The sequence below is a fragment of the Streptomyces sp. NPDC085481 genome, assembly GCF_044541845.1.
Taxonomy (GTDB): Bacteria; Actinomycetota; Actinomycetes; order Streptomycetales; family Streptomycetaceae; genus Streptomyces.
Genome location: NZ_JBITTJ010000023.1, coordinates 53,078 through 76,156, shown reverse-complemented (window position 1 = coordinate 76,156; position 23,079 = coordinate 53,078). Strand labels below are relative to the sequence as shown.

Annotated in this window: 15 protein-coding genes; 7 read left to right on the top strand and 8 right to left on the bottom strand. The window is 73.8% G+C overall.

The window, feature by feature from the left end; all coding sequences use genetic code 11:
• Positions 1-184: 184 nt before the first annotated feature.
• Positions 185-2,596 carry an endopeptidase La gene (lon, locus tag ACIGEZ_RS33230; protein ID WP_399838824.1) on the bottom strand — a complete coding sequence of 804 codons (2,412 nt, stop codon included), beginning with the start codon at positions 2,594-2,596 and terminating at the stop codon, positions 185-187.
• A 130-nt stretch (positions 2,597-2,726) separates the two neighbouring features.
• Here lon and ACIGEZ_RS33225 point away from each other — a divergent pair, with 130 nt between their 5' ends.
• The 7 genes from ACIGEZ_RS33225 to ACIGEZ_RS33195 all read left to right on the top strand — a co-directional run bounded on the left by ACIGEZ_RS33225 (position 2,727) and on the right by ACIGEZ_RS33195 (position 11,106).
• Positions 2,727-3,362 (top strand): GNAT family N-acetyltransferase, encoded by a 636-nt coding sequence (locus ACIGEZ_RS33225; RefSeq protein ID WP_399838821.1) that lies wholly within the window; start codon positions 2,727-2,729, stop codon positions 3,360-3,362.
• A gap of 114 nt (positions 3,363-3,476) precedes the next feature.
• A complete protein-coding gene (locus tag ACIGEZ_RS33220; protein WP_399838818.1) occupies positions 3,477-4,010 on the top strand; it encodes a hypothetical protein in 534 nt (177 codons plus the stop codon).
• A gap of 22 nt (positions 4,011-4,032) precedes the next feature.
• A complete protein-coding gene (locus ACIGEZ_RS33215; RefSeq protein ID WP_399838816.1) occupies positions 4,033-4,266 on the top strand; it encodes a hypothetical protein in 234 nt (77 codons plus the stop codon).
• Positions 4,267-4,399: 133 nt separating this feature from the next.
• Entirely contained in the window at positions 4,400-5,074 is a 675-nt protein-coding gene (locus ACIGEZ_RS33210) for a spermidine synthase (protein ID WP_399838814.1), read from the top strand.
• 60 nt (positions 5,075-5,134) lie between these two features.
• On the top strand, positions 5,135-5,872 hold the full coding sequence (locus ACIGEZ_RS33205; protein ID WP_382537641.1) for a response regulator transcription factor: 738 nt from the start codon (positions 5,135-5,137) through the stop codon (positions 5,870-5,872).
• Positions 5,873-5,928: 56 nt separating this feature from the next.
• Positions 5,929-6,981 carry an ATP-binding protein gene (locus tag ACIGEZ_RS33200; RefSeq protein ID WP_399838832.1) on the top strand — a complete coding sequence of 351 codons (1,053 nt, stop codon included), beginning with the start codon at positions 5,929-5,931 and terminating at the stop codon, positions 6,979-6,981.
• Between the two features lie 303 nt (positions 6,982-7,284).
• Positions 7,285-11,106, top strand: coding sequence for a multifunctional oxoglutarate decarboxylase/oxoglutarate dehydrogenase thiamine pyrophosphate-binding subunit/dihydrolipoyllysine-residue succinyltransferase subunit (locus tag ACIGEZ_RS33195; protein ID WP_399838810.1), 3,822 nt, complete (start codon positions 7,285-7,287; stop codon positions 11,104-11,106).
• A 122-nt stretch (positions 11,107-11,228) separates the two neighbouring features.
• On the opposite strand, the gene fxsT is transcribed toward ACIGEZ_RS33195, so the two are convergent.
• The 7 genes from fxsT to ACIGEZ_RS33160 all read right to left on the bottom strand — a co-directional run bounded on the left by fxsT (position 11,229) and on the right by ACIGEZ_RS33160 (position 23,056).
• Positions 11,229-14,258: an FxSxx-COOH system tetratricopeptide repeat protein gene (gene fxsT / locus ACIGEZ_RS33190; protein ID WP_399838807.1), complete on the bottom strand. Its 3,030-nt coding sequence runs from the start codon at positions 14,256-14,258 to the stop codon at positions 11,229-11,231.
• 55 nt (positions 14,259-14,313) lie between these two features.
• Positions 14,314-15,594 carry an aKG-HExxH-type peptide beta-hydroxylase gene (locus ACIGEZ_RS33185; RefSeq protein WP_399838805.1) on the bottom strand — a complete coding sequence of 427 codons (1,281 nt, stop codon included), beginning with the start codon at positions 15,592-15,594 and terminating at the stop codon, positions 14,314-14,316.
• 225 nt (positions 15,595-15,819) lie between these two features.
• Positions 15,820-16,023, bottom strand: a complete 204-nt coding sequence (locus tag ACIGEZ_RS33180) for a hypothetical protein (protein WP_399838802.1) — start codon at positions 16,021-16,023, stop codon at positions 15,820-15,822.
• A gap of 147 nt (positions 16,024-16,170) precedes the next feature.
• Complete coding sequence (locus ACIGEZ_RS33175; RefSeq protein ID WP_399838799.1) at positions 16,171-19,305, bottom strand: SAV_2336 N-terminal domain-related protein; 3,135 nt, start codon at positions 19,303-19,305, stop codon at positions 16,171-16,173.
• A gap of 7 nt (positions 19,306-19,312) precedes the next feature.
• Positions 19,313-20,320: an AAA family ATPase gene (locus tag ACIGEZ_RS33170; RefSeq protein WP_399838796.1), complete on the bottom strand. Its 1,008-nt coding sequence runs from the start codon at positions 20,318-20,320 to the stop codon at positions 19,313-19,315.
• 142 nt (positions 20,321-20,462) lie between these two features.
• Positions 20,463-22,568, bottom strand: a complete 2,106-nt coding sequence (locus tag ACIGEZ_RS33165) for a trypsin-like peptidase domain-containing protein (protein ID WP_399838793.1) — start codon at positions 22,566-22,568, stop codon at positions 20,463-20,465.
• Entirely contained in the window at positions 22,565-23,056 is a 492-nt protein-coding gene (locus tag ACIGEZ_RS33160; protein WP_399838790.1) for a CU044_2847 family protein, read from the bottom strand. The genes ACIGEZ_RS33165 and ACIGEZ_RS33160 overlap by 4 nt, the downstream gene beginning before the upstream one ends.
• Positions 23,057-23,079 lie beyond the last annotated feature (23 nt).

The following is a 23,079-nucleotide window of genomic DNA, read 5'->3' as shown; positions in this document are numbered from 1 at the left end:
TCGGGCGTGCGGAACGACATCCCGAGCCCGGTCACCGCGGCGGAGTCGGGGCTCGGGGGGGGGGGGCCGCCCCCGCGCCCGCGCCCCCCCCCCCCCCCCCCCGCCCCCCCCCCCCCCCCCCCCCCCCCGGGGGGGGGGGCCCCCCCCCGGGGGGGGGCCCCCCACCGCCGTACACAAGACGGCGTCACGCCGCCGCGCTGACCGTCACCTCCGCCGGGGTGAGGGCGATGTCCAGGACCTGGCGGACGTCCGTGACCGGGTGGACCTCCAGCTTCTCCAGGATCTCGGCCGGGACGTCGTCCAGGTCGGCCTCGTTCCGCTTGGGGATCACGACCGTCGTGATGCCCGCGCGGTGGGCGGCGAGCAGCTTCTGCTTCAGGCCGCCGATCGGGAGGACCCGGCCGGTCAGCGAGACCTCGCCGGTCATCGCGACGTCCGTCCGGACCAGCCGGCCGGACAGGAGCGAGGCGAGGGCGGTGGTCATCGTGATGCCTGCGCTCGGGCCGTCCTTCGGGACCGCGCCCGCGGGGAAGTGGATGTGCACGCCGCGGTCCTTCAGACCGGTGACGGGCAGCTCCAGTTCCGCGCCGTGCGAGCGCAGGAAGGAGAGCGCGATCTGCGCGGACTCCTTCATCACGTCGCCCAGCTGGCCGGTGAGGGTGAGACCGGCGGCGCCCGTCTCCGGGTCGGCGAGCGAGGCCTCCACGAAGAGGACGTCGCCACCGGCGCCGGTGACCGCGAGCCCGGTCGCCACACCGGGCACCGCGGTGCGGCGCTCGGCCGGGTCCTGGGCCGACTCGGGCACGTGGTGCGGGCGGCCGATCAGGCCGCGCAGGTCGTCCACGCCGACCGTGAACGGCAGCTCCCGGTCGCCCAGTTCGTGCTGGGCCGCGACCTTCCGCAGCAGCCGCGCGATGGACCGCTCCAGGTTCCGTACGCCCGCCTCGCGGGTGTACTCGCCCGCCAGCTTCCGCAGCGACGCGTCCTCCAGGACCACCTCGCCCGGCTCAAGACCCGCCCGCTCCAGCTGCCGGGGCAGCAGGTGGTCACGGGCGATGACGACCTTCTCGTCCTCGGTGTAGCCGTCGAGCCGCACCAGCTCCATGCGGTCGAGCAGCGCCTCCGGGATGGCCTCCAGGACGTTCGCGGTCGCCAGGAAGACGACGTCGGAGAGGTCCAGTTCGACCTCCAGGTAGTGGTCGCGGAAGGTGTGGTTCTGCGCCGGGTCCAGGACCTCCAGGAGGGCCGCCGCCGGGTCGCCCCGGTAGTCGGAGCCGACCTTGTCGATCTCGTCGAGCAGGACCACCGGGTTCATCGACCCGGCCTCCTTGATCGCCCGGACGACCCGGCCGGGCAGCGCGCCGACGTACGTCCGCCGGTGACCGCGGATCTCCGCCTCGTCACGGACGCCGCCGAGCGCGACCCGGACGAACTTGCGCCCCATCGCGTGCGCGACGGACTCGCCCAGCGAGGTCTTGCCGACACCCGGCGGGCCGACCAGGGCCAGGACCGCGCCGCCGCGCCGACCGCCGACCACGCCGAGGCCCCGCTCGGCGCGCCGCTTGCGCACCGCCAGGTACTCGGTGATCCGCTCCTTCACGTCCTCCAGGCCCGCGTGCTCGGCGTCCAGGATCGCCTTGGCGCCCTGGATGTCGTACTGGTCCTCGGTCCGGTCGTTCCACGGCAGTTCGAGGATGGTGTCCAGCCAGGTGCGGATCCAGGAGCCCTCCGGGGACTGGTCGCTGGACCGCTCCAGCTTCTCGACCTCCTTGAGGGCCGCCTCGCGGACCTTCTCGGGCAGGTCGGCGGCCTCGACGCGGGCGCGGTAGTCGTCGGACTCGTCGCCCTCGGTCTCGCCGTTGAGCTCGCGCAGCTCCTTGCGTACGGCTTCGAGCTGACGCCGCAGCAGGAACTCGCGCTGCTGCTTGTCGACGCCCTCCTGGACGTCCTTGGCGATGGTCTCGGCGACGTCCTGCTCGGCCAGGTGCTCGCGCAGCTGCGCGGTGGCGAGCTTGAGGCGGGCGACCGGGTCGGCCGTCTCCAGGAGTTCGACCTTCTGCTCGACGGTGAGGAAGGGCGAGTAGCCGGAGTTGTCGGCGAGGGCGCCGACGCCGTCGATCTGCTGGACGCGGTCGACGACCTGCCAGGCGCCGCGCTTCTTGAGCCAGCTGGTGGCCAGCGCCTTGTACTCCTTGACCAGTTCGGTCACGGAGCCGGGCAGGGGCTCGGGCAGGGTCTCGTCGACGACGCTGCCCTCGACCCACAGCGCCCCGCCGGGCCCCGTCGTACCGGCGCCGATGCGCACGCGGCCGCGGCCGCGGATGAGCGCGCCGGGATCGCCGTCGGACAGCCTTCCGACCTGCTCGACGGTGCCGAGCACGCCGGTCCCGGCGTAGGTGCCGTCCACCCGGGGCACGAGCAGCACCCTGGGCTTGCCCGTACCGGCTCGCGCGGCGGCCTGGGCGGCCTCGACGGCGGCCCGGACGTCGTTGTCGGACAGGTCCAGCGGCACCACCATTCCGGGCAGCACGACCTCGTCGTCGAGCGGCAGCACAGGCAGAGTGAGCGGCGCGGACGCCATGGACTCAGAAGCCATGATCTCCCCTTCGGCAGTCAAGTTGAGCTATGTGGACTCAATGCACGTGAGCCCGGGAATGTTCCCCGCCCGGCGTTCGCTCTGAGCGATCGCTCTCGCGCAGCCCGTGAACAGGCGATGTAATACCTCAATGGATATCGCAGCCATTACCTCAGCCTGGGTGGCCGGCTGGACCGTCTCCCGCGGCACCCCGCCCGCCGTCGTCGAGCCCTGGGGCTACCGGATCGACGTGGGGCTGCCCACGCACCCCTTCCGCCATGTGCTTCCGCGGCCGGACGCGGTGTCCGTGGGCCGGCTGTGCGCCGGGGTGGCCGAGCCGTACGCCTGGCTCAAGGTGATGGCGACGCCGGAGGAGGTGGCGCCCTGGATCACCGAGGGCTGGACCATCCCGGACGACCCGGGGTTCATGATGACGAAGCGGCTCGACCCCTCGGTCCGGCCCGCCCCGCCCGAGGGGTACGCGCGGACGACGGAGAGCCGCGACGGGGTGATCCGGGTCCGCATCCTCGCCCCCGACGGCACCCTGGCCGCCCGCGGGCAGATCGCGCCGACCGGGGAGACGGCCGTCGCCGACCAGATCGAGACGGATCCCGCACACCGCCGCCGGGGCCTCGGCGCCAACGTGATGCGCACCCTGGAGGCCGCCGCCGCCCAGGCGGGCGCCCGGACCGGTGTCCTGTCGGCGACCAGGGACGGACTCGCGCTGTACGACTCGCTCGACTGGTCCTACCGGGGCCCGCTGACCGGCGTCGTGCGCACGGCCTGAACCCTTCCTGACGCGCGTCGAGCCGTTGCCCTTGGGCGCGCGCCGAGCGGTTCCCGGGCGCGCGTCGAGCCGTTCCGGCTGCGCCGGCCCCGGGGGAGGGGGCATGCTCGCCTCATGGAGCGTGCGAAGCGGTACGGGTCGAGGTACGGGGCCGCGGTGGTGCTGGCTGCGGTGGTGAGCGTGACCGGCTGCTCGGGAGCCCCGGCGCAGACCGGCGACAAGCCGGGCCTCAGCGTCCCCCCGGTGCCGACCGGACCGGCCACGCCGACGGCCACGGCGACCGCGGGCCGGGACGAGCCCGCGCCGCAGGAGGTCCTGGTCGAGGTGGTCGTCAACGGTGGCTTCGCCGGGGTCCGCAACAAGCTGGTCGTGCACTACGACGGCTCGTACACCACCCGCTCGGGCACCAAGCCGCCCAAGGACGGCCGGATGACCGCCACCGAGGTCGCCGCACTGCGCGCCGCACTGGAGGACCCGGCCTACGCGAAGGTCCCGGACCGGCCGTCCGGTCCGCCGGTCGCCGACGGCTTCCAGTACTTCATCACGTACCACCACCGGCTCGTCGTCGCGGGCGACGGCGAGCGCCCGCCCGCGCTCCAGCGGGTCTTCTCCGCCCTCCCCGAGGGCGGCCCGCCGACCAGCCCGTGAGCCGCCGCGCCGGGCCGGGCCCGTGGGCCGTGGCCCTAGGAACCACCGGTCTGTCCGCGGGGAGCTCGGTTTCACCGGCATCGCCTGCACCGACTGGAGCCCGCTGACCGACGCGGTGATCTTCGGCGAGGTGCACGAGGCGCGGGCGCGGGGCGTGCTGCCGCGCTCGACGGCGGCGGTGGCGGCCTCCCGCCCGGACGTGCGGAACGACACCGTGGACCCGGTCTTCCCGTACGGGCACGGCCTGGATCTCTGAAATCCGCTCGCCCGGAATCCGCTCCGCCGCCCATCCGCTCCGCCCGTACGGCTCGTTAAGCGATTGCCCCGGCCGTCCCCGCCCCGCGAGGATGGCCGGGTCCGACCGTACGTACCCGAGCCACGGAGTGACCATGACCGGCCCCGTCACCCTCGACCGCCGCGAAGGCCCGTACGGAGAGGTCGTCCTGCGCAGACGGGGCACCCACCACGAGATCATCGCCAACGGCACCTTCCTCATGGACACCTCCGACGGCCGCTCGGAGCGGCTCCTGATCGACGCGGCCATGGACGCGCTGCCCGGGCCGGTCCGCGACCGCGGCCCCGCCGTCCTCATCGGCGGCCTCGGCGTCGGTTTCTCCCTCGCCCACGCGGCCGCCGACCCCCGCTGGGGCCGGATCGCCGTCGCGGAGCGTGAGGAGGCGATCATCGACTGGCACCGCCGGGGCCCGCTCGCCGCGATCTCCGGCACCGCGCTCGCCGATCCGCGCACCGTGATCCTGCACACGGACCTGGTGGGGTACCTGCACACCTCTCCGGACACGTACGACGCCCTCTGCCTGGACATCGACAACGGGCCCGGCTGGACGGTCACCGAGGACAACGAATCCCTGTACTCCGCCCAGGGTTTGGCGGCCTGCGCGGCCCGGCTGAACCCCGGTGGAATCCTCGCCGTGTGGTCGGCCAGGCCGTCCGCCGATTTCGAAGGGTCGTTGCGGAATGCCGGATTCAGCGGGGTACGGACGGAAGAGATCCCCGTTGCCCGGGGCGTCCCCGACGCGGTCCACCTCGCCATCAGGCCTGCGTAGCCGGGACGGCGTCGCTGCCTCTAGGCTGCTGCACCGACACAGGCGACGCGAGGCGGGGCAATGGAGCAGACACACACCACTCACCACGGTGCGGCGACCACTCCGGGGGCCCAGCGGCGCGTCCTTGTCGTCGAGGACGACACGACGATCGTCGAGGCGATCTCCGCGCGGCTGCGCGCCGAGGGCTTCCTGGTCCAGACCGCGACCGACGGCCCTGCCGCCGTCGACGCCGCCGAGGCCTGGCAGCCGGACCTGATGGTCCTCGACGTGATGCTGCCCGGCTTCGACGGGCTCGAGGTCTGCCGCCGGGTGCAGGCCCAGCGTCCCGTACCGGTCCTGATGCTCACCGCGCGGGACGACGAGACGGACATGCTGGTCGGCCTCGGGGTCGGCGCCGACGACTACATGACGAAGCCGTTCTCGATGCGCGAGCTGGCCGCCCGGGTGCACGTGCTGCTGCGCCGGGTGGAGCGGGCCGCGCTCGCGGCGGTCACTCCGCGCAGCGGCATCCTGCGGCTCGGCGAGCTGGAGATCGACCACGCGCAGCGGCGGGTCCGGGTCAGGGCCGAGGACGTCCACCTGACGCCCACCGAGTTCGACCTCCTGGTCTGCCTGGCGAACACCCCGCGCGCGGTGCTCTCGCGCGAGCAGCTGCTCGCGGAGGTCTGGGACTGGGCGGACGCCTCGGGCACCCGGACCGTGGACAGCCACATCAAGGCGCTGCGCCGGAAGATCGGGGCCGAGCGGATCCGTACGGTCCATGGGGTCGGATACGCGCTGGAGACCCCGGCGCCGTGAGCCGGCCGGGGCGGGACACCCGACGAGCCGGCCGCCGGAGCCGTGAGCGGCGCCGGATAGCGATCTCGATCAAGACGAAGCTGGGCGCGCTGGTCGTCGGGGCGGTCCTGCTGACCTCCTGCCTGGCCCTGGTGGCGATCCGGACCTCGACCGAGTTCCGCTACATCACGATCTTCGCGATGATCGCGACCCTGCTGATCACCCAGTTCGTGGCCCAGTCCCTGACGGCCCCGCTGGACGAGATGAACACCGTGGCCGGCTCGATCTCGCGCGGCGACTTCAGCCGCCGGGTGCGCGGCGCGGACCGCCGGGACGAGCTGGGCGACCTCGCCTCGACGATCAACCGCATGGCGGACGACCTGGAGGCCGTGGACCGGCACCGCAAGGAGCTGGTCGCCAACGTGTCGCACGAGCTGCGCACGCCCATCGCCGCGCTGCGCGCGGTCCTGGAGAACGTCGTGGACGGGGTCTCCGAGGCCGACCCGGAGACGATGCGCACCGCCCTGAAGCAGACCGAACGGCTCGGCCGTCTCGTGGAGACGCTGCTCGACCTGTCACGTCTTGACAACGGTGTCGTCACGCTCAGGACGCGCCGTTTCGAGGTGTGGCCGTATCTGTCGGGCGTGCTGCGGGAGGCGAACCTGGCGGCCTCCCAGCGCGGCCTGACCACCAGCTCGGGGCTGCACAACCGTACGGACGTCCATCTGCACCTGGACGTGTCACCCCCGGAGCTGACGGCGATGGCGGACGCGGAGCGGCTGCACCAGGTGATGGCGAACCTGATCGACAACGCGGTCAAGCACTCGCCGCCGCACGGCCGCGTGACGGTACGGGCCCGGCGCGGCCCGTACCCGGACTCGCTCGCCCTGGAGGTCGAGGACGAGGGTCCCGGCATTCCGGAGTCGGAGCGGCACAAGGTCTTCGAGCGCTTCAACCGGGGCACGGTCCCCGCGCAGCCGGGTCCGGGCAGCGACGGCGGCACGGGTCTCGGCCTCGCGATCGCCCGGTGGGCGGTGGATCTGCACGGCGGTCACATCGGAGTGGCCGAATCGTCACGCGGCTGCCGCATCAGGCTCACTCTTCCGGGCAGCCTTCCTCCACGGGATTGACGTAGGGTTCGAACCGGAAGCTCTTGTTCTGCGTGTAGGTGTACGAGTTCTCGCCGAGTCCTCGTACGACGGACGCGCGGGACCTGGGCAAGGGTGCGGCCGGACAGGGCCGCAGCCAGGCTTTCTCGTACCCGTACGAGGGCAGAACCACGGTTGTTTCCCGCCATTCACGGCACCGAAACACCTCGTCAAGTGTGACTTGCGCGACGTTGGAGTGCCCGGCCTGCACCTCTCGGCCAGGGAGGCGTAGCCTTTATTTCCGCTGTCCATCACCTTGTGAAGCGGAAGAGGGCGGTTGCCGCCGTGTCGTCTCAGTCCCCCAGTACCCCGAGCTCCCCGACCGACCAAGACGGGCAGGGAAAGTCCCCTGCTACCGCCTTCGGTGCCAATGAGTGGCTCGTCGACGAGATCTACCAGCAGTACCTCCAGGACCCGAATTCGGTCGATCGTGCCTGGTGGGACTTCTTCGCCGACTACAAGCCCGGTGCCGCGGAGACTCCCGCCGCCCCGGCCGCCACCACCCCGAGCGCGCCCGCCGCGCCGCAGGCGCGCCCCGCACAGGCCGCGCCTGCCGCCGCCGCTCCGGCCGCCCCGGTGGCCGCTCCGGCGCCCGCCCCGGTCCAGCCGGCCGCGGCCCCTGCCGCTGCCGCCCCGGCGCCCGCTCCCGCGAAGCCCGCCGCCGCTCCGGCCGCCAAGGCCGCGGCACCGGCCCAGGCACCGGCTCCGGTCAGGGCCAAGGAGGCCACCGAGGCCCCCGCAGGCCCCGAGCTGATCACCCTGCGCGGCCCGGCCGCCGCGGTCGCGAAGAACATGAACGCCTCGCTGGAGATGCCGACGGCCACGTCCGTCCGCGCCGTCCCGGTGAAGCTGCTCTTCGACAACCGGATCGTCATCAACAACCACCTGAAGCGTGCCCGGGGCGGGAAGATCTCCTTCACCCACCTCATCGGCTACGCGATGGTGCAGGCGATCAAGGCCATGCCGTCGATGAACTACTCCTTCGCGGAGAAGGACGGCAAGCCGACCCTGGTCAAGCCGGAGCACGTGAACTTCGGCCTCGCGATCGACCTGGTGAAGCCGAACGGCGACCGCCAGCTCGTCGTCGCCGGCATCAAGAAGGCCGAGACCCTGAACTTCTTCGAGTTCTGGCAGGCCTACGAGGACATCGTCAAGCGCGCCCGCGTCGGCAAGCTGACGATGGAGGACTTCACGGGCGTCACGGTCTCCCTGACCAACCCCGGCGGCCTCGGCACCGTCCACTCCGTGCCGCGTCTGATGCCCGGCCAGTCGGTCATCATGGGCGTCGGCTCGATGGACTACCCGGCCGAGTTCCAGGGCACGAGCCAGGACACCCTCAACAAGCTCGGCATCTCGAAGGTCATGACGCTCACGTCGACCTACGACCACCGGGTCATCCAGGGTGCGGCCTCCGGCGAGTTCCTGCGGATCGTCTCCAACCTCCTCCTCGGCGAGGACGGCTTCTACGACGAGATCTTCAAGTCGCTGCGCATCCCCTACGAGCCGGTCCGCTGGTTCAAGGACATCGACGCGTCGCACGACGACGACGTCACCAAGGCCGCGCGCGTCTTCGAGCTGATCCACTCCTACCGGGTCCGCGGCCACGTCATGGCCGACACCGACCCGCTGGAGTACAAGCAGCGCAAGCACCCCGACCTGGACATCACCGAGCACGGCCTCACCCTGTGGGACCTGGAGCGCGAGTTCGCGGTCGGCGGCTTCGCCGGCAAGTCGATGATGAAGCTCCGCGACATCCTCGGCGTGCTCCGCGACTCGTACTGCCGCACCACCGGCATCGAGTTCATGCACATCCAGGACCCCAAGCAGCGCAAGTGGATCCAGGACCGCGTGGAGCGCCCGCACGCCCGTGTGGAGCGCGAGGAGCAGCTGCGCATCCTGCGCCGGCTGAACGCGGCGGAGGCTTTCGAGACCTTCCTGCAGACCAAGTACGTCGGCCAGAAGCGCTTCTCCCTGGAGGGCGGCGAGTCCGTCATCCCGCTGCTCGACGCGGTCATCGACTCCGCGGCGGAGTCGCGCCTTGACGAGGTCGTCATCGGCATGGCCCACCGCGGCCGCCTGAACGTCCTCGCGAACATCGTCGGCAAGTCGTACGCGCAGATCTTCCGCGAGTTCGAGGGCAACCTCGACCCGAAGTCGATGCACGGCTCCGGCGACGTGAAGTACCACCTGGGCGCCGAGGGCACCTTCACCGGCCTGGACGGCGAGCAGATCAAGGTCTCGCTGGTCGCCAACCCCTCGCACCTGGAGGCGGTCGACCCGGTCCTGGAGGGTGTCGCCCGCGCCAAGCAGGACGTCATCAACAAGGGCGGCACGGACTTCACCGTCCTGCCGGTCGCCCTGCACGGTGACGCGGCCTTCGCCGGCCAGGGTGTCGTCGCCGAGACCCTGAACATGTCGCAGCTGCGCGGCTACCGCACCGGCGGCACGGTCCACATCGTCATCAACAACCAGGTCGGCTTCACCGCGGCCCCCGAGTCCTCGCGTTCGTCGATGTACGCGACGGACGTGGCCCGCATGATCGAGGCGCCGATCTTCCACGTGAACGGCGACGACCCGGAGGCGTGCGTCCGGGTGGCGCGGCTCGCCTTCGAGTTCCGCCAGACGTTCAACAAGGACGTCGTGATCGACCTCATCTGCTACCGCCGCCGCGGTCACAACGAGGGCGACAACCCGCAGTTCACCAACCCGCAGATGTACACCCTGATCGACAAGAAGCGCTCGGTGCGCAAGCTGTACACCGAGTCGCTCATCGGTCGCGGCGACATCACCCTGGAAGAGGCGGAGCAGGCGCTCCAGGACTTCCAGGGGCAGCTGGAGAAGGTGTTCGCGGAGGTCCGCGAGGCCACCGCCGCCCCGGCGCCGGCGAACGTCCCGGACGCCAAGCCGGCGTTCCCGGTCGCCGTCACCACCGCGGTCTCCCAGGAGGTCGTGAAGCGGATCGCCGAGTCGCAGGTCAACATCCCCGACCGGGTCACGGTCCACCCGCGCCTGATGCCGCAGCTGCAGCGTCGCGCGGCGTCGATCGACGACGGCACCATCGACTGGGGCTTCGGCGAGACCCTCGCCATCGGCTCGCTGCTCATGGAGGGCACCTCGGTCCGGCTGTCCGGCCAGGACTCGCGCCGCGGCACCTTCGGCCAGCGGCACGCGGTGCTCGTGGACCAGGAGACCGGCGAGGACTACACCCCGCTGCTCTACCTGGCCGAGGACCAGGCCCACTACAACGTCTACGACTCGCTCCTGAGCGAGTACGCGGCGATGGGCTTCGAGTACGGCTACTCGCTGGCCCGCCCGGAGTCCCTGGTGGTCTGGGAGGCCCAGTTCGGTGACTTCGTCAACGGCGCGCAGACCGTCGTCGACGAGTTCATCTCCTCGGCCGAGCAGAAGTGGGGCCAGACCTCCGGCGTCACGCTGCTGCTGCCGCACGGCTACGAGGGCCAGGGCCCGGACCACTCGTCCGCGCGCCCGGAGCGCTTCCTGCAGATGTGCGCGCAGGACAACATGACGGTCGCCATGCCGACGCTGCCGTCGAACTACTTCCACCTGCTGCGCTGGCAGGTGCACAACCCGCACCACAAGCCGCTCATCGTCTTCACCCCGAAGTCGATGCTGCGTCTGAAGGCCGCGGCGTCGAAGGTGGAGGAGTTCACCACCGGCGGCTTCCGCCCGGTGATCGGCGACGCGACGGTGAACCCGGCCGACGTCCGCAAGGTCGTGTTCTGCTCCGGCAAGGTCTACTACGACCTGGAGGCCGAGCGGCAGAAGCGCGGCGACACGGAGACCGCGATCATCCGCCTCGAGCGTCTGTACCCGCTGCCGGGTGCCGAGCTCCAGGCCGAGATCGCCAAGTACCCGAACGCCGCGAAGTACATCTGGGCGCAGGAGGAGCCGGCGAACCAGGGTGCGTGGCCGTTCATCGCGCTCAACCTGATCGACCACCTGGACCTGGCGGTCGGCGCGGACATCCCGGCGGGCGAGCGCCTGCGGCGGATCTCCCGCCCGCACTCCTCGTCCCCTGCGGTCGGTTCGGCCAAGCGTCACCAGGCCGAGCAGGCGCAGCTGGTCGCGGAGGTCTTCGACGCCTGACCGGTGCCTGATCAGGTGCCTGACCGGTGCCTGATCAGCGCCTCATCAGCGCTCCGTACGACGCCGGAGGCCCGGCACCCCGAGTGGGTGCCGGGCCTCCGGCGTTTCCCGTCGGCCGGCGTTCAGCCGAGGTAGGCCTCGAAGTCCCAGTACGGGCGGTTGCGCTGGCGGGCGGAGAGGGTGTGCGGGTGCTGGGCGCCCAGGGTCCGGGTGAGGGTGAGGAGCGCGTCCTCCTCGACCTTGCCGGCCTCCTCGACCTCCCGCAGTCCGCGCAGGTCGGCGGCGAGGGCGATCTGGCAGGAGAGCGTCAGCGGGTGCTCGTTGCCGAGGATCCGGCGGGTCTTGCGGAGGGTCTCCCGGCTGAGCTCGGTGGCGTCGGCGACCCGGCCGTTGAAGTTCCTGGCGGCGGCCGTGTTGAGGGCGCAGCCGAGGACCCAGGGGTGGTCGCCGCCGAGGGAGGCGGTGAGTCCGGCGAGCGCGGACTCCAGCATGGCGAGGGCGTCGGCGCGTTCGCCGGAGGCCTGCATGACGAGGCCGGTGTTGGCGAGCATGCCGGTGGCGACGGGGTGGACGGGGCCGAGGAGGGTGCGGTAGCCGGCCTCGGCCTCGTGGGTGAGGTCGCGGGCCTGGCTGAGGTCACCGTGCTCGCGCAGGTAGCTGGCGTAGTTGTTGATGAACGACAGGGTCACGTAGTGGTCCCGGCCGTGCACCTGCTCGATCTGGTCGAGGAGGCTGGCCATCTGGTTGCCGATGTCCTGCTGCGCGCCGCCCTCCCGACGCCGGCAGAGCGCCAGTTGGGCCCGGGCGGACAGCGTCTGCGGGTGCTGGGCGCCGAGGACCTGGACGTGCAGCCGGACGTTGGCCTCCTGGCGGACGAGGGCGTCGCGGTAGCGGCCGAGCAGGCGCAGGTCGTGGACGAGGGCGTTGCCGGAGTTGAGGGTGTTGACGTGGCGGGCGCGCAGCACGTTCTCGCGCCGGGCGAGGGTGTCGACGTCGAGCTCGTACGCCTCCTGGTACCGGCCGAGGAGCCGCAGGACGACGCCCAGGTTGTGGCGGGCGACGAGGGTGACGAACTCGGCCTCGCCGAGGAGGCGCCGTGAGGTCTCCAGGACCTCGCGCTGGAGGGTCTCGGCCTCCTGGTACTGGCCGAGGTGGCGCAGGTTCGCGGCGACGTTGCTGTTGCAGAAGAGTTCGCCGAGCTCGTTGCGCGCGGTGGCGCGGGTGAGCCGGTCGAGGAGGGCGCGGTCGAGGGCGTGGGCCTCGCGGAAGCGGCCGCTGGAACGCAGGATGTTGCCCTCCTGCGTGGTGAGGTCGAGCATCGGCTGGGCGAGCGGGTCCATGAAGTCGGTCCACTCGCTGCGGATCTGTTCGGCGAGCCGGGCGCCGGCCTTGAACTCGCCGCTGCGGTAGCAGTAGCGCAGGCAGTTGAGGACGGCGTTCTGGATGCGCGGGTTGCGGCTGGTCAGGGCCCCGGAGGGGACCAGGTGCGGGAGGAGTTCGGCGTACTGGGGCCAGTGCCTGCTGTCCATGGGGTCGCCGGGGTCGGCCTCGGCGAGCAGGGTGCGGACGGCCTTGCGGTGGGCCGTGCGGTGGTCGCCGTCGGTGAGCCGGGCGACGATGTCGTGGACGAGCCGGTGCATGTGGACGGACTCCTGGTGCGGGCCCGTCTCGGTGCTCATGGTGCCGCGGCTGTCGCGGGTGAGCACGGAGTAGTTGACCAGGGTGTCCAGGGCCCGGGTCCAGGCCGCGAGGTCGGTCGCCATCCAGCGGAGGTCCTCGGGGAGTTCGGCCTGGGGGTAGGAGCGGACGAGGCCGAGCGGGATGCGTCCGGGGGCGAAGGAGGCGCACAGGCTGAGGATCTCGACGGCCTGCGGCTGGGCGCGCCGGAGCCGGTTGATCAGTATCGACCAGGAGGTGAGGGAGGCGTTCGGGAAGCCGTCTCCGGCGGTCGGGTCGTCGACGGTGGAGAGGTGCCCCTCGCGGACCATGCGCAGGTATTCGGGCGCCTCCATGCCGGACTCGCCGAGCCAGGCGGCGGCCTGGACGAGCGGCAGGGGTACGTCGCCGAACTCGGCGGCGACCTCGTCGGCCTCGGCCGCGGTGATGTGCGGGGCGCGTCGCATCAGGTAGGCGGTGGACTCGGCGCGGTCGAAGCTGGGCACTTCGAGGATGTCGGTGTGGTCGGTCCAGGCGCGGTTGCGGGAGGTGATGAGGACGTGTCCCGGACCCTGCGGGAGCATGACGCCGACGCCCTCGGTGTCGTCCCAGCCGTCGAAGACCACCAGCCAGCGGGCGTGCGGGTCGCCGCGGCGCAGGGCCTCGCGGACGGCGCGGATGCGTTCGCCCGGCTCGTTGCCGACGGGGAGTTCGAGGGCGGCGGCGAGTCCGCCTAGACGGTCGCGCTGGATGTTGCGGTCGTCGGAGCTGACCCACCAGATGATGTCGTAGTCGGGGCTGAAGCGGTGGGCGTACTCGGCGGCGATCTGGGTCTTGCCGATGCCGGACATGCCGAGCAGGGTGCAGGCGGCGTTGCCGCGGTCGGCGTCCATGAGGCGCTGCTGGAGTTCGGTGAGGAGATCGTCGCGGCCGGTGAAGCGACGGTTGCGGCGCGGCACCTCGCCCCAGATCTCGGGGGGCGTGTCGGGGTAGCGGATGACCGGGCCGAGGGCGGCGCGGCGGCCGCCGGCCCGGCGCGGCTCGATGCCGAGCCGGGCGAGGACGCGGGCCTCGGCCTCCTCCTCGCCGACGCCCCAGAGGCTGACCGGTTCGAGGACGGCGGTGGCCGGGAGAAGGGGCCGGTTGGTGAGGTTGACGGCGGCGAAGCGGTCGGCGTGGGCGGCGACGAAGCCGCGCAGCACGTCGTTCCATTCGCCGGCCGGACGCGGACCGAGTTCGAAGAACCAGTCGTTGAGGACGAGCAGCACCTGGCCGCGGGCGAGCAGCAGGTCTTCGAGCGAGTCCTCCAACGGCACCTGGCGGGGCGGGTCCCAGCGTTGCGGGGTGGTCCGGACGCCGTGTGCCTCCAGGCGCTGTGCGATCCAGGTGGCCCAGGGGCGGTGATAGCCCGGGAAGACCACCAGGACGTGTTCGGGTGCTGTCGGTGCGCCGCGGTCCGCGGTGGCCGAGCCGCCTGACCGCCCCTGTTCCGCCATGAGTTCTCCCTACTCGCTCACGTGCCACGCAGTGTCATGTGCCGTCGGCACAGTGTTACCCAAGGGCGCCCCGGGTGGTGCCGAGGCTCGCATGATGCCGTCGCATCCGGTCCGCGAACTCCCGCCCTGCACTGGTCAGTTCATCGGATTGAAGCAGGATCTCCAGGGCTTCGCCCACCTGATCGTGGAAGCGCTCGAACTGCTGCCCGGCCGCGGTCCGCCACGGCGCGGGCAGGCCGCCGCCGGTGGCGGCCCTGCGCCACAGGTCGGTGAGGGCGAGATGGGCGTAGACGCCCTGGTAGACGCCGGAGACCGGTCGCGCGTCGGGCCGCCAGCCGACCCGGTGCACGGCGGCCCCGCCGGAGCGGTAGAGCGGCACGAGGTCGTGCAGGGCGGCGAGTTTTCCGTGGTGCACCTCGTGCACGAGGGTCTCGGCGAGCTCCCGCGGCCCGCGCGGCAGCGTCGTGAGTACGGCTCCGGGGGCGGCGCTCAGGGTGGCGCCGACCGCTCCGGTGTGCCGGCCGTCGGAGACCAGGGGCACGACCACGCGTACCGCGCGGAGGGCCTCCGCGGCCCGGCCGGGGTCGGTGCGGGCGAGCAGCTCGTGGGCGGCGCGCCAGCGGGCGGCCCAGAGCGGGAAGGCGTCGGCGGCGCGCTCGGCGGCGGGGCGGCCCCGCCCGCCGATCCCGCCGGGGGGTACGCGGTACGGATCGAGGTCGTCGAGCACGGCGGTGCCGCCCGGCAGGGTGCGCAGCGCGCTCCAGCGGTGCCCGAACCCCCTGATGCGGCCCGCCCGCGCCCCGGCCGTGAGCAGCACGGTGCGCGGGAACCGGGCGTCGGCGGGGCCGATTCCGGCGGTGCGGCCGCGGAAGCGGATCCTGGCCCGCTCGGCGCCGACCCGCAGCCGCCCGGCGCCGGTGAGGGCGAGCCGGCCGTGCGGGGCGGCGACCTCCCGGTCGAGGGGGCAGCCGGCCCGGAGCGCGGCGGTCGCGGCGATGGCGTCCCAGTGCGCGAGCAGCGCGTCGAAGGAGGCACCGGGCGGTGCGGCGAGGGCGGCCACCAGCCAGGTGCCGGTGGTGGGGTAGTCGATGACCCGGTGAACCGGGGCGGGCCGGTGCAGTTCCGCCCGCTCCATCAGCCGCCAGGAGGCGTCGAACCGCTCGTACAGCTCGGGGTGCAGGTCGTCGCGCCGGCGCTCGACCCGGGTGCGCAGGGCCTTGAGCAGCAGGCGGCGCCGGGCCCGGGCGGCCGAGTGCAGGAGCGGGCCGCCGGCCGTGTCGGGGCGGGTCCGGGCCAGCTGGGAGAAGGCGGCTTCGGAGAGGGGCCCGGGGGTCATTCGGAGCCGCCTCGCGTACGCGCCGAGGTCCGGGTTCGCGACGCGGCCCGCGCGTCCGCCGATGCCGGTATACGCGACGCGGCCCGCGCGTCCGCCGATGCCGGTATACGCGACGCGGCCCGCGCGTCCGCCGATGCCGGGGTACGCGACGCGGCCCGCGCGTCCGCCGATGCCCGCGGCACACATCTGACCGGAAACCGCCGGTCGGCCGGTGCCGGGCGGGCGTCAGCGGAGGCCATCGCCCCCCGACGCCCAGGACTCGCCGAGCTCCAGTGCCCGGTCGAGCACCCGCTCGACCTCCGCCACCAGGTCAGGGTGGTCCATGACCCGCAAGGTCCGCAGGTCGACGGTGGCGAGGTCGGGCAGGGGCGGAGGCGGCTGTCCGGCGTCCCGGCCGGCGCCGGTCGGCCACTGCGTGTGCTCCAACACCCTCGACTCCTCCTCACCGACCCTTGTCCCCCACGGTCGTAGCGGCGCAGCGGTTCTTCCCGACGCCGGAAAGGCGGAAACCCGTTCGACTCAACTGCGCCCATTCACGCCCCCGTTATCAAGCCGTTCCGATTCCGCCGACGCGGCCTACGTCTCCGGCCCCCGCCAGGCCCACCACGGTGGTGCGATCCGGCGCCGTTCCTCCCTGGTGAAGCGGGCCGGCAACGGGCGCGGGCCGGCGCTCGCCTCGGCGAGCAGGGACCTGGTCCGCTCCACGTCGGCCCAGTCCACCGGCACCAGCGCCGCGTCGAGCCGGCGCCACTGCTCGGCGGCGGCGCGCAGCACCGTCGCGGCCCGGCCGTCCCGGCCCATCAGGTGCAGCACGGCGCCCTGGGCGTGCAGGGCACGGGCCGCGGTGACCGAGCCCGGGGTGTCGCCGTGCGCGGTACGGGCGTCCTCGGCGGCCCGCTGGTAGGCGGTGAGCGCGTCGGCGAGCTGGCCGTCCCGGGCCGCCTCGCTCAGCTGGAGCCGCACCCAGCCCAGTTGCAGCCACACCTCGGAGCGGGGTCCGGGCTCGCGCGCGGTGCGGACGGACTGGTCGAGGAGGTGGCGGCTCTCGTACAGGTCGGGCAGGAAGCCGGCCCGGTCGAAGCGCAGGGCGAGGACGCTGCCGATGAGGATCCGGGCCCGGGAGCGGGCGGCGGAGTCGGCGGGCAGGCAGGTGAGGGCCTCGCGGAGCACGGACTCGGCCCGGTCGACGGGTGCCGTGCCGGTCCCGGCGGCGGCGCGCCGCAGCAGGGACTCGCCCCAGGTCATGAGGAGCCGGCCGCGCTGCTCGCCCTCGGCGGGGGTGAGCAGAGTGGCCTGTTCGTACGCCTCGTCGGCGGCCGGTCCGTCGCCGGTGGACTCGTGCAGCCGGGCCCGCGCGGTGGTCCAGCGCAGCCGGAGCGCGGTGGATTCGCCGAGCAGCGGTTCCGCCCGGTCGAGCGCCTCGGCGACCGGCGCCGTGTCGGGGCCCGCGAGCCGGAGGGCGTCGGCGAGGTCGAGCAGGAGCGGGCCGCTCTCCCCCGCCGCCAGGGCCAGCGTGAACGCGGCCGCCGCGGCGGCGCCTTCGCCCTGGGCGAGCAGCAGCCGTCCACGGCGTACGTGGAGGGCGTGGCGGTGGCTCTCGGGCCAGTCGGCCGGGTCTCCGGCGAGCGCGTCGAGGGCGGCGGCCAGCTGTCGGGCCTCGCCGGTGTGCCGCCACAGGGCGTGCCGGGCGGCGGCCTGTTCGAGTCGGGCCTCCGCCCAGTCCACGCCGCCGGGCGTGGCGAGCCGGCCGGCCCGTACGAGCTCGGCGACGGCCCGGGTCAGCAGCTCCTGACGCTGCCCCGCGTCGCGTACGGCGGCGGTGCCGGCCTGCGCGTACAGCACCTGGCCGAGGACGAGCAGGGCGCCGGCGGTGTCCTCGGGCGGGCCGGTCGGGCCTTCGCCGCGCAGGGCGGCCTCCACCATGTCGCGGGCGCCGGCGAGCAGCGAGGGGTCGGACCGGGCGCGCCACTGGGCGAGCAGCCGGCGGGCGGCGTCGAGCGGTTCGGGGGTGACGAGGTCGGGGTGGTAGAAGCGCAGCACGCGCGCGGGGATGCGGGCGAAGATCTCCGCCTCCGCGCCGGCCGGCTCCTCGCTCTCCTCGCCGGGACCGGTGACGGCCGGCTCCTCTTCGGTGCCGTGTCCGGCGAGCCGGGCGGCTGCGAGGGCAGGGAAGTTGCGCATGCCCTGGCCGAAATGGCGCTCGACGAACTCCGAGCAGTGCTTCAGCACGAGTGCGGCGGCGCCGCGGTCGAGCGAGCCGAGCAGGTGCTCCTGCACCGCCGGCGGATAGCTGAAGCAGGGGTACGGGGTGGGGCCCGGCAGCCGTCGTAACAGACCGCTGAGCAGCACCTCGGCCAGCTCCATGGGGCCGGTGTCGGGGAGCATCGCGCGCTGCACGAGCTGCATCACCGGCAGGGCGAGCGGGGCGGCGGCGAGGTGGACGGCGAGCCGTACGGCGCCGGGGGACGCTCCGGCGCGGAAGGCGCGCAGCAGCTCCTCGTCGCTGCGGCGGGCGCCCCGGGCCGCCGTGGTGGCCGCCGGGCGGGCGGGCTGGGAGCCGATCCGGGCGGCCCAGCCGCGGACCGCTCCCCCGCCGTGGCCGGTGAGCAGCCGGGCCCAGGAGGCGAAGGCCTCGGGGGTGGGGGTGAGCACGGGAACGGCCCGCAGGTCGGGGGCGACGGGTTCCCAGGCTTCCTCGTCGGCCTCGAAGCGGGGCCGGCCGCCGGGGGCGGCGGGCCGCAGCAGGGTGCCGGACTCGACGGGCAGGGCGGTGCGGGACCACAGGCGCGGGGGCAGCGGCTGGACGAGGGCGAGCGGGGACTGGCGGGGCCACTGGTGGATGAGCCGCTGGGCGGCGCCGCGCTGCCACAGGGGGCCGACGCAGTCGCTGACGATCAGGGTGAGGCGGCGGCCGGTGGGGTCGTGGAGCTGGTCGCCGGGGCGCAGCCGGGGCCGGCCGTCGGGGTCGGAGGTGGTGGTGACGAGCGGCGGGCCTTCGCCGGTGTCGTAGAGGCGGTGGACCTGGACGTCGCGGAAGGCGCCGGACTGCTGGCAGGCCTGGCGCAGCTCCTCGACCATCCGGGTCCACACGACCATGGCCGGCCCGGTGTCCATGAGGAGCTGGATGTCGGGGCGGCGGCCGGCGGCGGGACGGAGCACGGGGGTGAGGATGCCGGAGGCGGCGCTGTGCTCGGCGGTGGCCTCCTCGTCGAGCCGTCCCTCGCCGGGCCGCGAGGGGAAGAGGGTGGCGTAGTGGCGCAGTGGGCGGAGCGCCTTCTGCAGTCCGAGGAGTCCGGGCAGCGCGTTGGCGCCGGGGGCGCGTACGGGGAGGGCGGCGCCGGGGCCCGTCCCGCCGGCCCGGCCCGTACCACCGGCGGGTCCCGCGCCTGCCATGCCTCCGGCGCCTCCGATGCCGGAGCGCATGCGGAGGTCGACGGTCTCGGTGGCCCGGGCCGGTGGGTCGGATGGGGCGTCAGGGGGCTGAGGTGCCTCGGGGACGGGGGCGCCGGTGGCCGGATCTCGACGGTCCTCGGCGGATTCGGGCACAGGTGTGCCCGGCGGCCGGTCCCCTTCCCGGTCCTCCGGGTCGGCGCTCGGCAGCCACTGGGCGAGCCAGACGGCGTCCGCGACCTCCTCGGCGGTCGGGTCCTGGCCGCCGGCCCGCAGTCTGCGGGTGAGTTCTTCCAGGTGCATCCGGTGTCTCCGGTGCATCCGGCCATCACCTCGGCTGATCGAGCGGCTGCATGAGCATGTCCGCGATGCGTTCCCGGGTCACCCGCTCGGTGCGGGGGGCGTGCTGGGTGAGATAGAGGGCGTTGAGCAGTTGGTCGGTGGCGATGACCTCGCCGGGCTCCCGGTCGAGGAAGCGGTCGACGAGGCCGGGTTCGGCCGCGGCGGCGTCCGCGCCGAGATGGGCCTCGATCATGGCGCCGAGCTGCTCCTCGCCCGGGGGTTCGAGCTCCAGGCGGATGCAGCGGCGCAGCAGGGCGGCGGGGAAGTCCCGTTCGCCGTTGGAGGTGAGGACGATGAACGGGAAGGTCGTGCAGCGGATCCGGCCGCCGTACACGGGGACCTTGCGTCCGTCGTCGGTGAGCACCTGCACGACCGGCTCGCGGTCGGCGAGCCGCTCCAGTTCGGGGATCGCGAACTCGCCCTCTTCCAGGGCGTTGAGCAGGTCGTTGGGCAGGTCGAGGTCGCTCTTGTCGAGCTCGTCGATGAGCAGCACCCGGGGCAGTTCGGAGGGGAGCAGGGCGGTGCCCAGAGGGCCGAGCCGGATGTACGAGCCGATGCCGGCCGGGCTCGCGGCGGTCGCCTCGGAGTCGGCGCGGGCGCGCTCCAGCTGGACGTCCTGGAGGCGGCCGATGGCGTCGTAGCGGTAGAGCCCGTCCTGGAGGGTCGACCGGCTCACGATGGGCCAGCGCAGGACGCGGCCGAGGCCGAGCTCATGGGCGACGGCGTGCGCGAGGGTGGACTTGCCGGTGCCGGGGTTGCCGGTGACCAGGAGCGGACGGCGCAGGTAGAGGGCGGCGTTGACGGCGTCCGTCTCGGCGGGCCTGGGGTGGTGGTTCTGGACCAGCCTGCGGCGCACTCCGAGCCGCCGGTCGGAGCCGGCCAGGGTGTCGTCGGCGCCGCCGGCGGAGAAGTCGCGCCAGGGCGGCGGGGCGGGCAGCCGCCGTATCTCGTCGTGCGGATGGCCGGCACCACGGTAGATCCGCCAATCGTTCACGCCTGACTCCTCCTGGCAGTGGTGACTTCGCCGGCCCCGTCGAAGGTACCGCTTGGCGCCCGGTCTGCCGACGTTCAAACCGGTCCGGTTGTGGGGGAGTTGAGTCCGTACGGGGGAGGCGGGCGCGGGCCCGTGCCGGGGATCACCGGTCGGCCTCGCCGAGCAGCGGCGGCCCCTGGAGGAGGTCGTCGAACGGAGGCCGGTCGGGCGGGTCGTAGAGGACGGCCAGGTCCTCGGCCCAGGCGTGCTCGGACCGTTCGCGCGGGTCGGCCTCCGCGTCGGCGACCCGCATCCGCAGGGTGCGGACCGGCCGGTGCAGGCCGTCGGCGCCGCCGGCGCCCGCGAGGAGCTCGCCCGCGCGCTTGTGGAACTCGGCGCAGTCGGTGTGCTCGCGAGCGCCGTGCCGCCACAGGGCGATCGGGTGCCCGGCGGCGAGCGCGGCGTCCATCGCCCGGTGGCCGTCACCGCCGGAGACCGGGCCGCAGAAGACGGGCACGCTGCCTTCGGCCGCGGCGTCGAGCCGCTCGTACGCGGCCATCCGGCTCTCCCGGCGGATGTGCGGGGCGTGCGCCTCCGGCCCGGCGGCGAGGACCTCGGCGCGCAGCGGCACCGCCCGCAGCGGGCCGCCTTCGCTGCCCCGCCAGCGCCGGCGCCACTCGGGCGAGGGCGGATGGTGGCTGCGGTGCCGGTCGCGGACGACGACGATCCGCCGCTGGCCGATGGGCAGGGACCGCTCGCCGAAGTGCTCGTCCTCGGGCGCGAGCCGCCAGGTGTCCAGCGGCAGGTCGAACAGCTCGCGCGGCAGCACCACTTCGACGGCGGCGAGGTGGTCGCCGCTGTCGCCGCGGCCGAGGGCGTCCAGGAGGGGTGCGCGCAGGGTCTCCTGGAGCCGGTCGCGGCTCACGCCGTTGTCGTCGCCGCGCAGCGGGCTGACCGTGCGCCCGTCGAAGAGGAGCATCACGCGCCAGGCGTAGCGCTGGGGGGTGCTGTACGGGACGCGGTCGACCTCGACGCGGACGTCGGCGCGGGCGCCGGGCTCGCGGCGTGGGGTGGCGGGAGGGTCGGACCTGACGGGCTCGGGCCGGTCGTTCGGGTCGGCGGGGGCGGGGGGTGCGGCGGGGCCGAGCAGGGCGGCGAGCTCCTCCTGGACGGCCGCGTGGGCGCCGCCGGACTCGTCGGCGATCCAGTCGATCAGGCCCTGCAGGGCGGGCCCTGGGCCGTAGCGCCCGGTCAGGTGCCGGACGATCTGCGCCGCGTACAGCAGGACGGCGTCGAGCCCGAGGTCGGTGCTGTCCGGCCGGTTCTCCTGCTGGGTGGCGTGGAGTTCGTGCAGGAGGCCGACGCCGTCGCGCCAGGTGCGGGCGTCGGTCTCCAGGACGGCCTGGTAGTCGGGGTGCAGGACGCGGCGCTTGACCTCGTCGACCAGGGCCATGACCTCGCCGGGGCCGGTGGGCGGCGGGAGTTCGGCGAACCGCCCGTACAGCTGGACCCGGCGGCCCGGGCTGACGCCCCGCGCGGTGGCGGGCCACAGCTCCATCTGGGCGGCGGTCCAGGTGCGGCCGCCGCCGAACGAGCGGTAGCGGGCGAGGTGATGGCGGTCGTGGGCGCGCAGCACCTCGTGCAGGACCCGGCCGCCGGGCACGTCGTGGAGCTCGCGCAGGGCGGTGAGCGGGACGGCGGCGCCCTCGTCGCGACCGCGGCCCTTGTTGAGGCCGATGACCGCGCCACGGCGCAGGTCGACGACGGGTCCGCCGGACAGGCCCTCCACGGGGAGGCTCCAGCGCAGCAGCAGGGCTCCCCCGTCGACGGCGTGGGCTTCGCCGAGCGCGTGGCGGACCCGGACCTCGCCGGTCTGGTGGGACCAGCCGTGCAGGCTGATCGGGGTGGGGGTGGTCGGCGGGCGCTCGCTGAGCCGTACGCAGGCGGCGTCCGCGGCGTCGGGGACGCGGACGAGCGCGAGGTCCGGGAAGTCCCAGCGGGCCGGCTCCTCTTCGGGCGTGGCGGGGCGCGGCTTGGCGAGCACGACCTGGCCGACGGTCTCGCCGCCCTCCCAGGTGATGCCGACGGCCGGTTGGTCCCTCCACACCGCGCTTCCCCCCTTGGCCACGACATGGGCGCAGGTCAGCACCCAGCCGGGGGCGATGAAGAAGCCCGTGCCCCAGTACGGGTCGCCGTGCGGGTCATACCCGCCACCGGGAGCGGCGATGCGTACGAGTGCGGGGCGCACGAGCGCGTCGAAGGCGCTCATACGGCGCCATCGGCCGCCGGGCGCGGATGCGGGGCGGTATCGGGCCTGCTCCCGGGCGTGCTCGGCGATGCGTTCTCCGGGGAGACGGCGCGTGCGTTCTCCGGGGAGACGGCCGGTGCGGGGACGGCGGGGACGGCCTGCCCCGGTTCCACGGACGCCGGTCCCGGCTCGGTCCACGTCAGGGAGACGTTCACCGAGGCCTTGCCGCCACCGTCGGCGAGTACGCCGATCACCTTGCCCGCCTGCGCGGACAGTTCGATGCCGAAGCTGACGGCGACCTCGACCGTGCCCTGCGGATCGAGGCCCGCGCGCAGGGAGCCGACCACCCCGCGCACCACGTCGGTGAGGCCGCCGGCCATCGAGACGACCCGGTCGCCGAGGCCGGTGTCCTGGAAGCCGCCGCCGTGGTCCAGCTCCTCCGCCTGGCTGATCCGGGCCCAGACGGGCGTCCCGTCGTCCAGCCGTATCCGGGCGATTCCCTGCGTCACAGCGGCCCCCGCTCCCCGAGACG

What these genes read in the sequence shown, in the direction of transcription:
- ACIGEZ_RS33225 (WP_399838821.1), top strand. Translation starts at nt 2,727, where the DNA reads ATGGATATCGCAGCCATTACCTCAGCCTGGGTGGCCGGCTGGACCGTC.
- lon (WP_399838824.1), bottom strand. Translation starts at nt 2,596, where the DNA reads ATGGCTTCTGAGTCCATGGCGTCCGCGCCGCTCACTCTGCCTGTGCTG.
- ACIGEZ_RS33205 (WP_382537641.1), top strand. Translation starts at nt 5,135, where the DNA reads ATGGAGCAGACACACACCACTCACCACGGTGCGGCGACCACTCCGGGG.
- ACIGEZ_RS33210 (WP_399838814.1), top strand. Translation starts at nt 4,400, where the DNA reads ATGACCGGCCCCGTCACCCTCGACCGCCGCGAAGGCCCGTACGGAGAG.
- ACIGEZ_RS33185 (WP_399838805.1), bottom strand. Translation starts at nt 15,594, where the DNA reads ATGACCCCCGGGCCCCTCTCCGAAGCCGCCTTCTCCCAGCTGGCCCGG.
- ACIGEZ_RS33165 (WP_399838793.1), bottom strand. Translation starts at nt 22,568, where the DNA reads ATGAGCGCCTTCGACGCGCTCGTGCGCCCCGCACTCGTACGCATCGCC.
- ACIGEZ_RS33220 (WP_399838818.1), top strand. Translation starts at nt 3,477, where the DNA reads ATGGAGCGTGCGAAGCGGTACGGGTCGAGGTACGGGGCCGCGGTGGTG.
- fxsT (WP_399838807.1), bottom strand. Translation starts at nt 14,258, where the DNA reads ATGGCGGAACAGGGGCGGTCAGGCGGCTCGGCCACCGCGGACCGCGGC.
- ACIGEZ_RS33175 (WP_399838799.1), bottom strand. Translation starts at nt 19,305, where the DNA reads ATGCACCGGAGACACCGGATGCACCTGGAAGAACTCACCCGCAGACTG.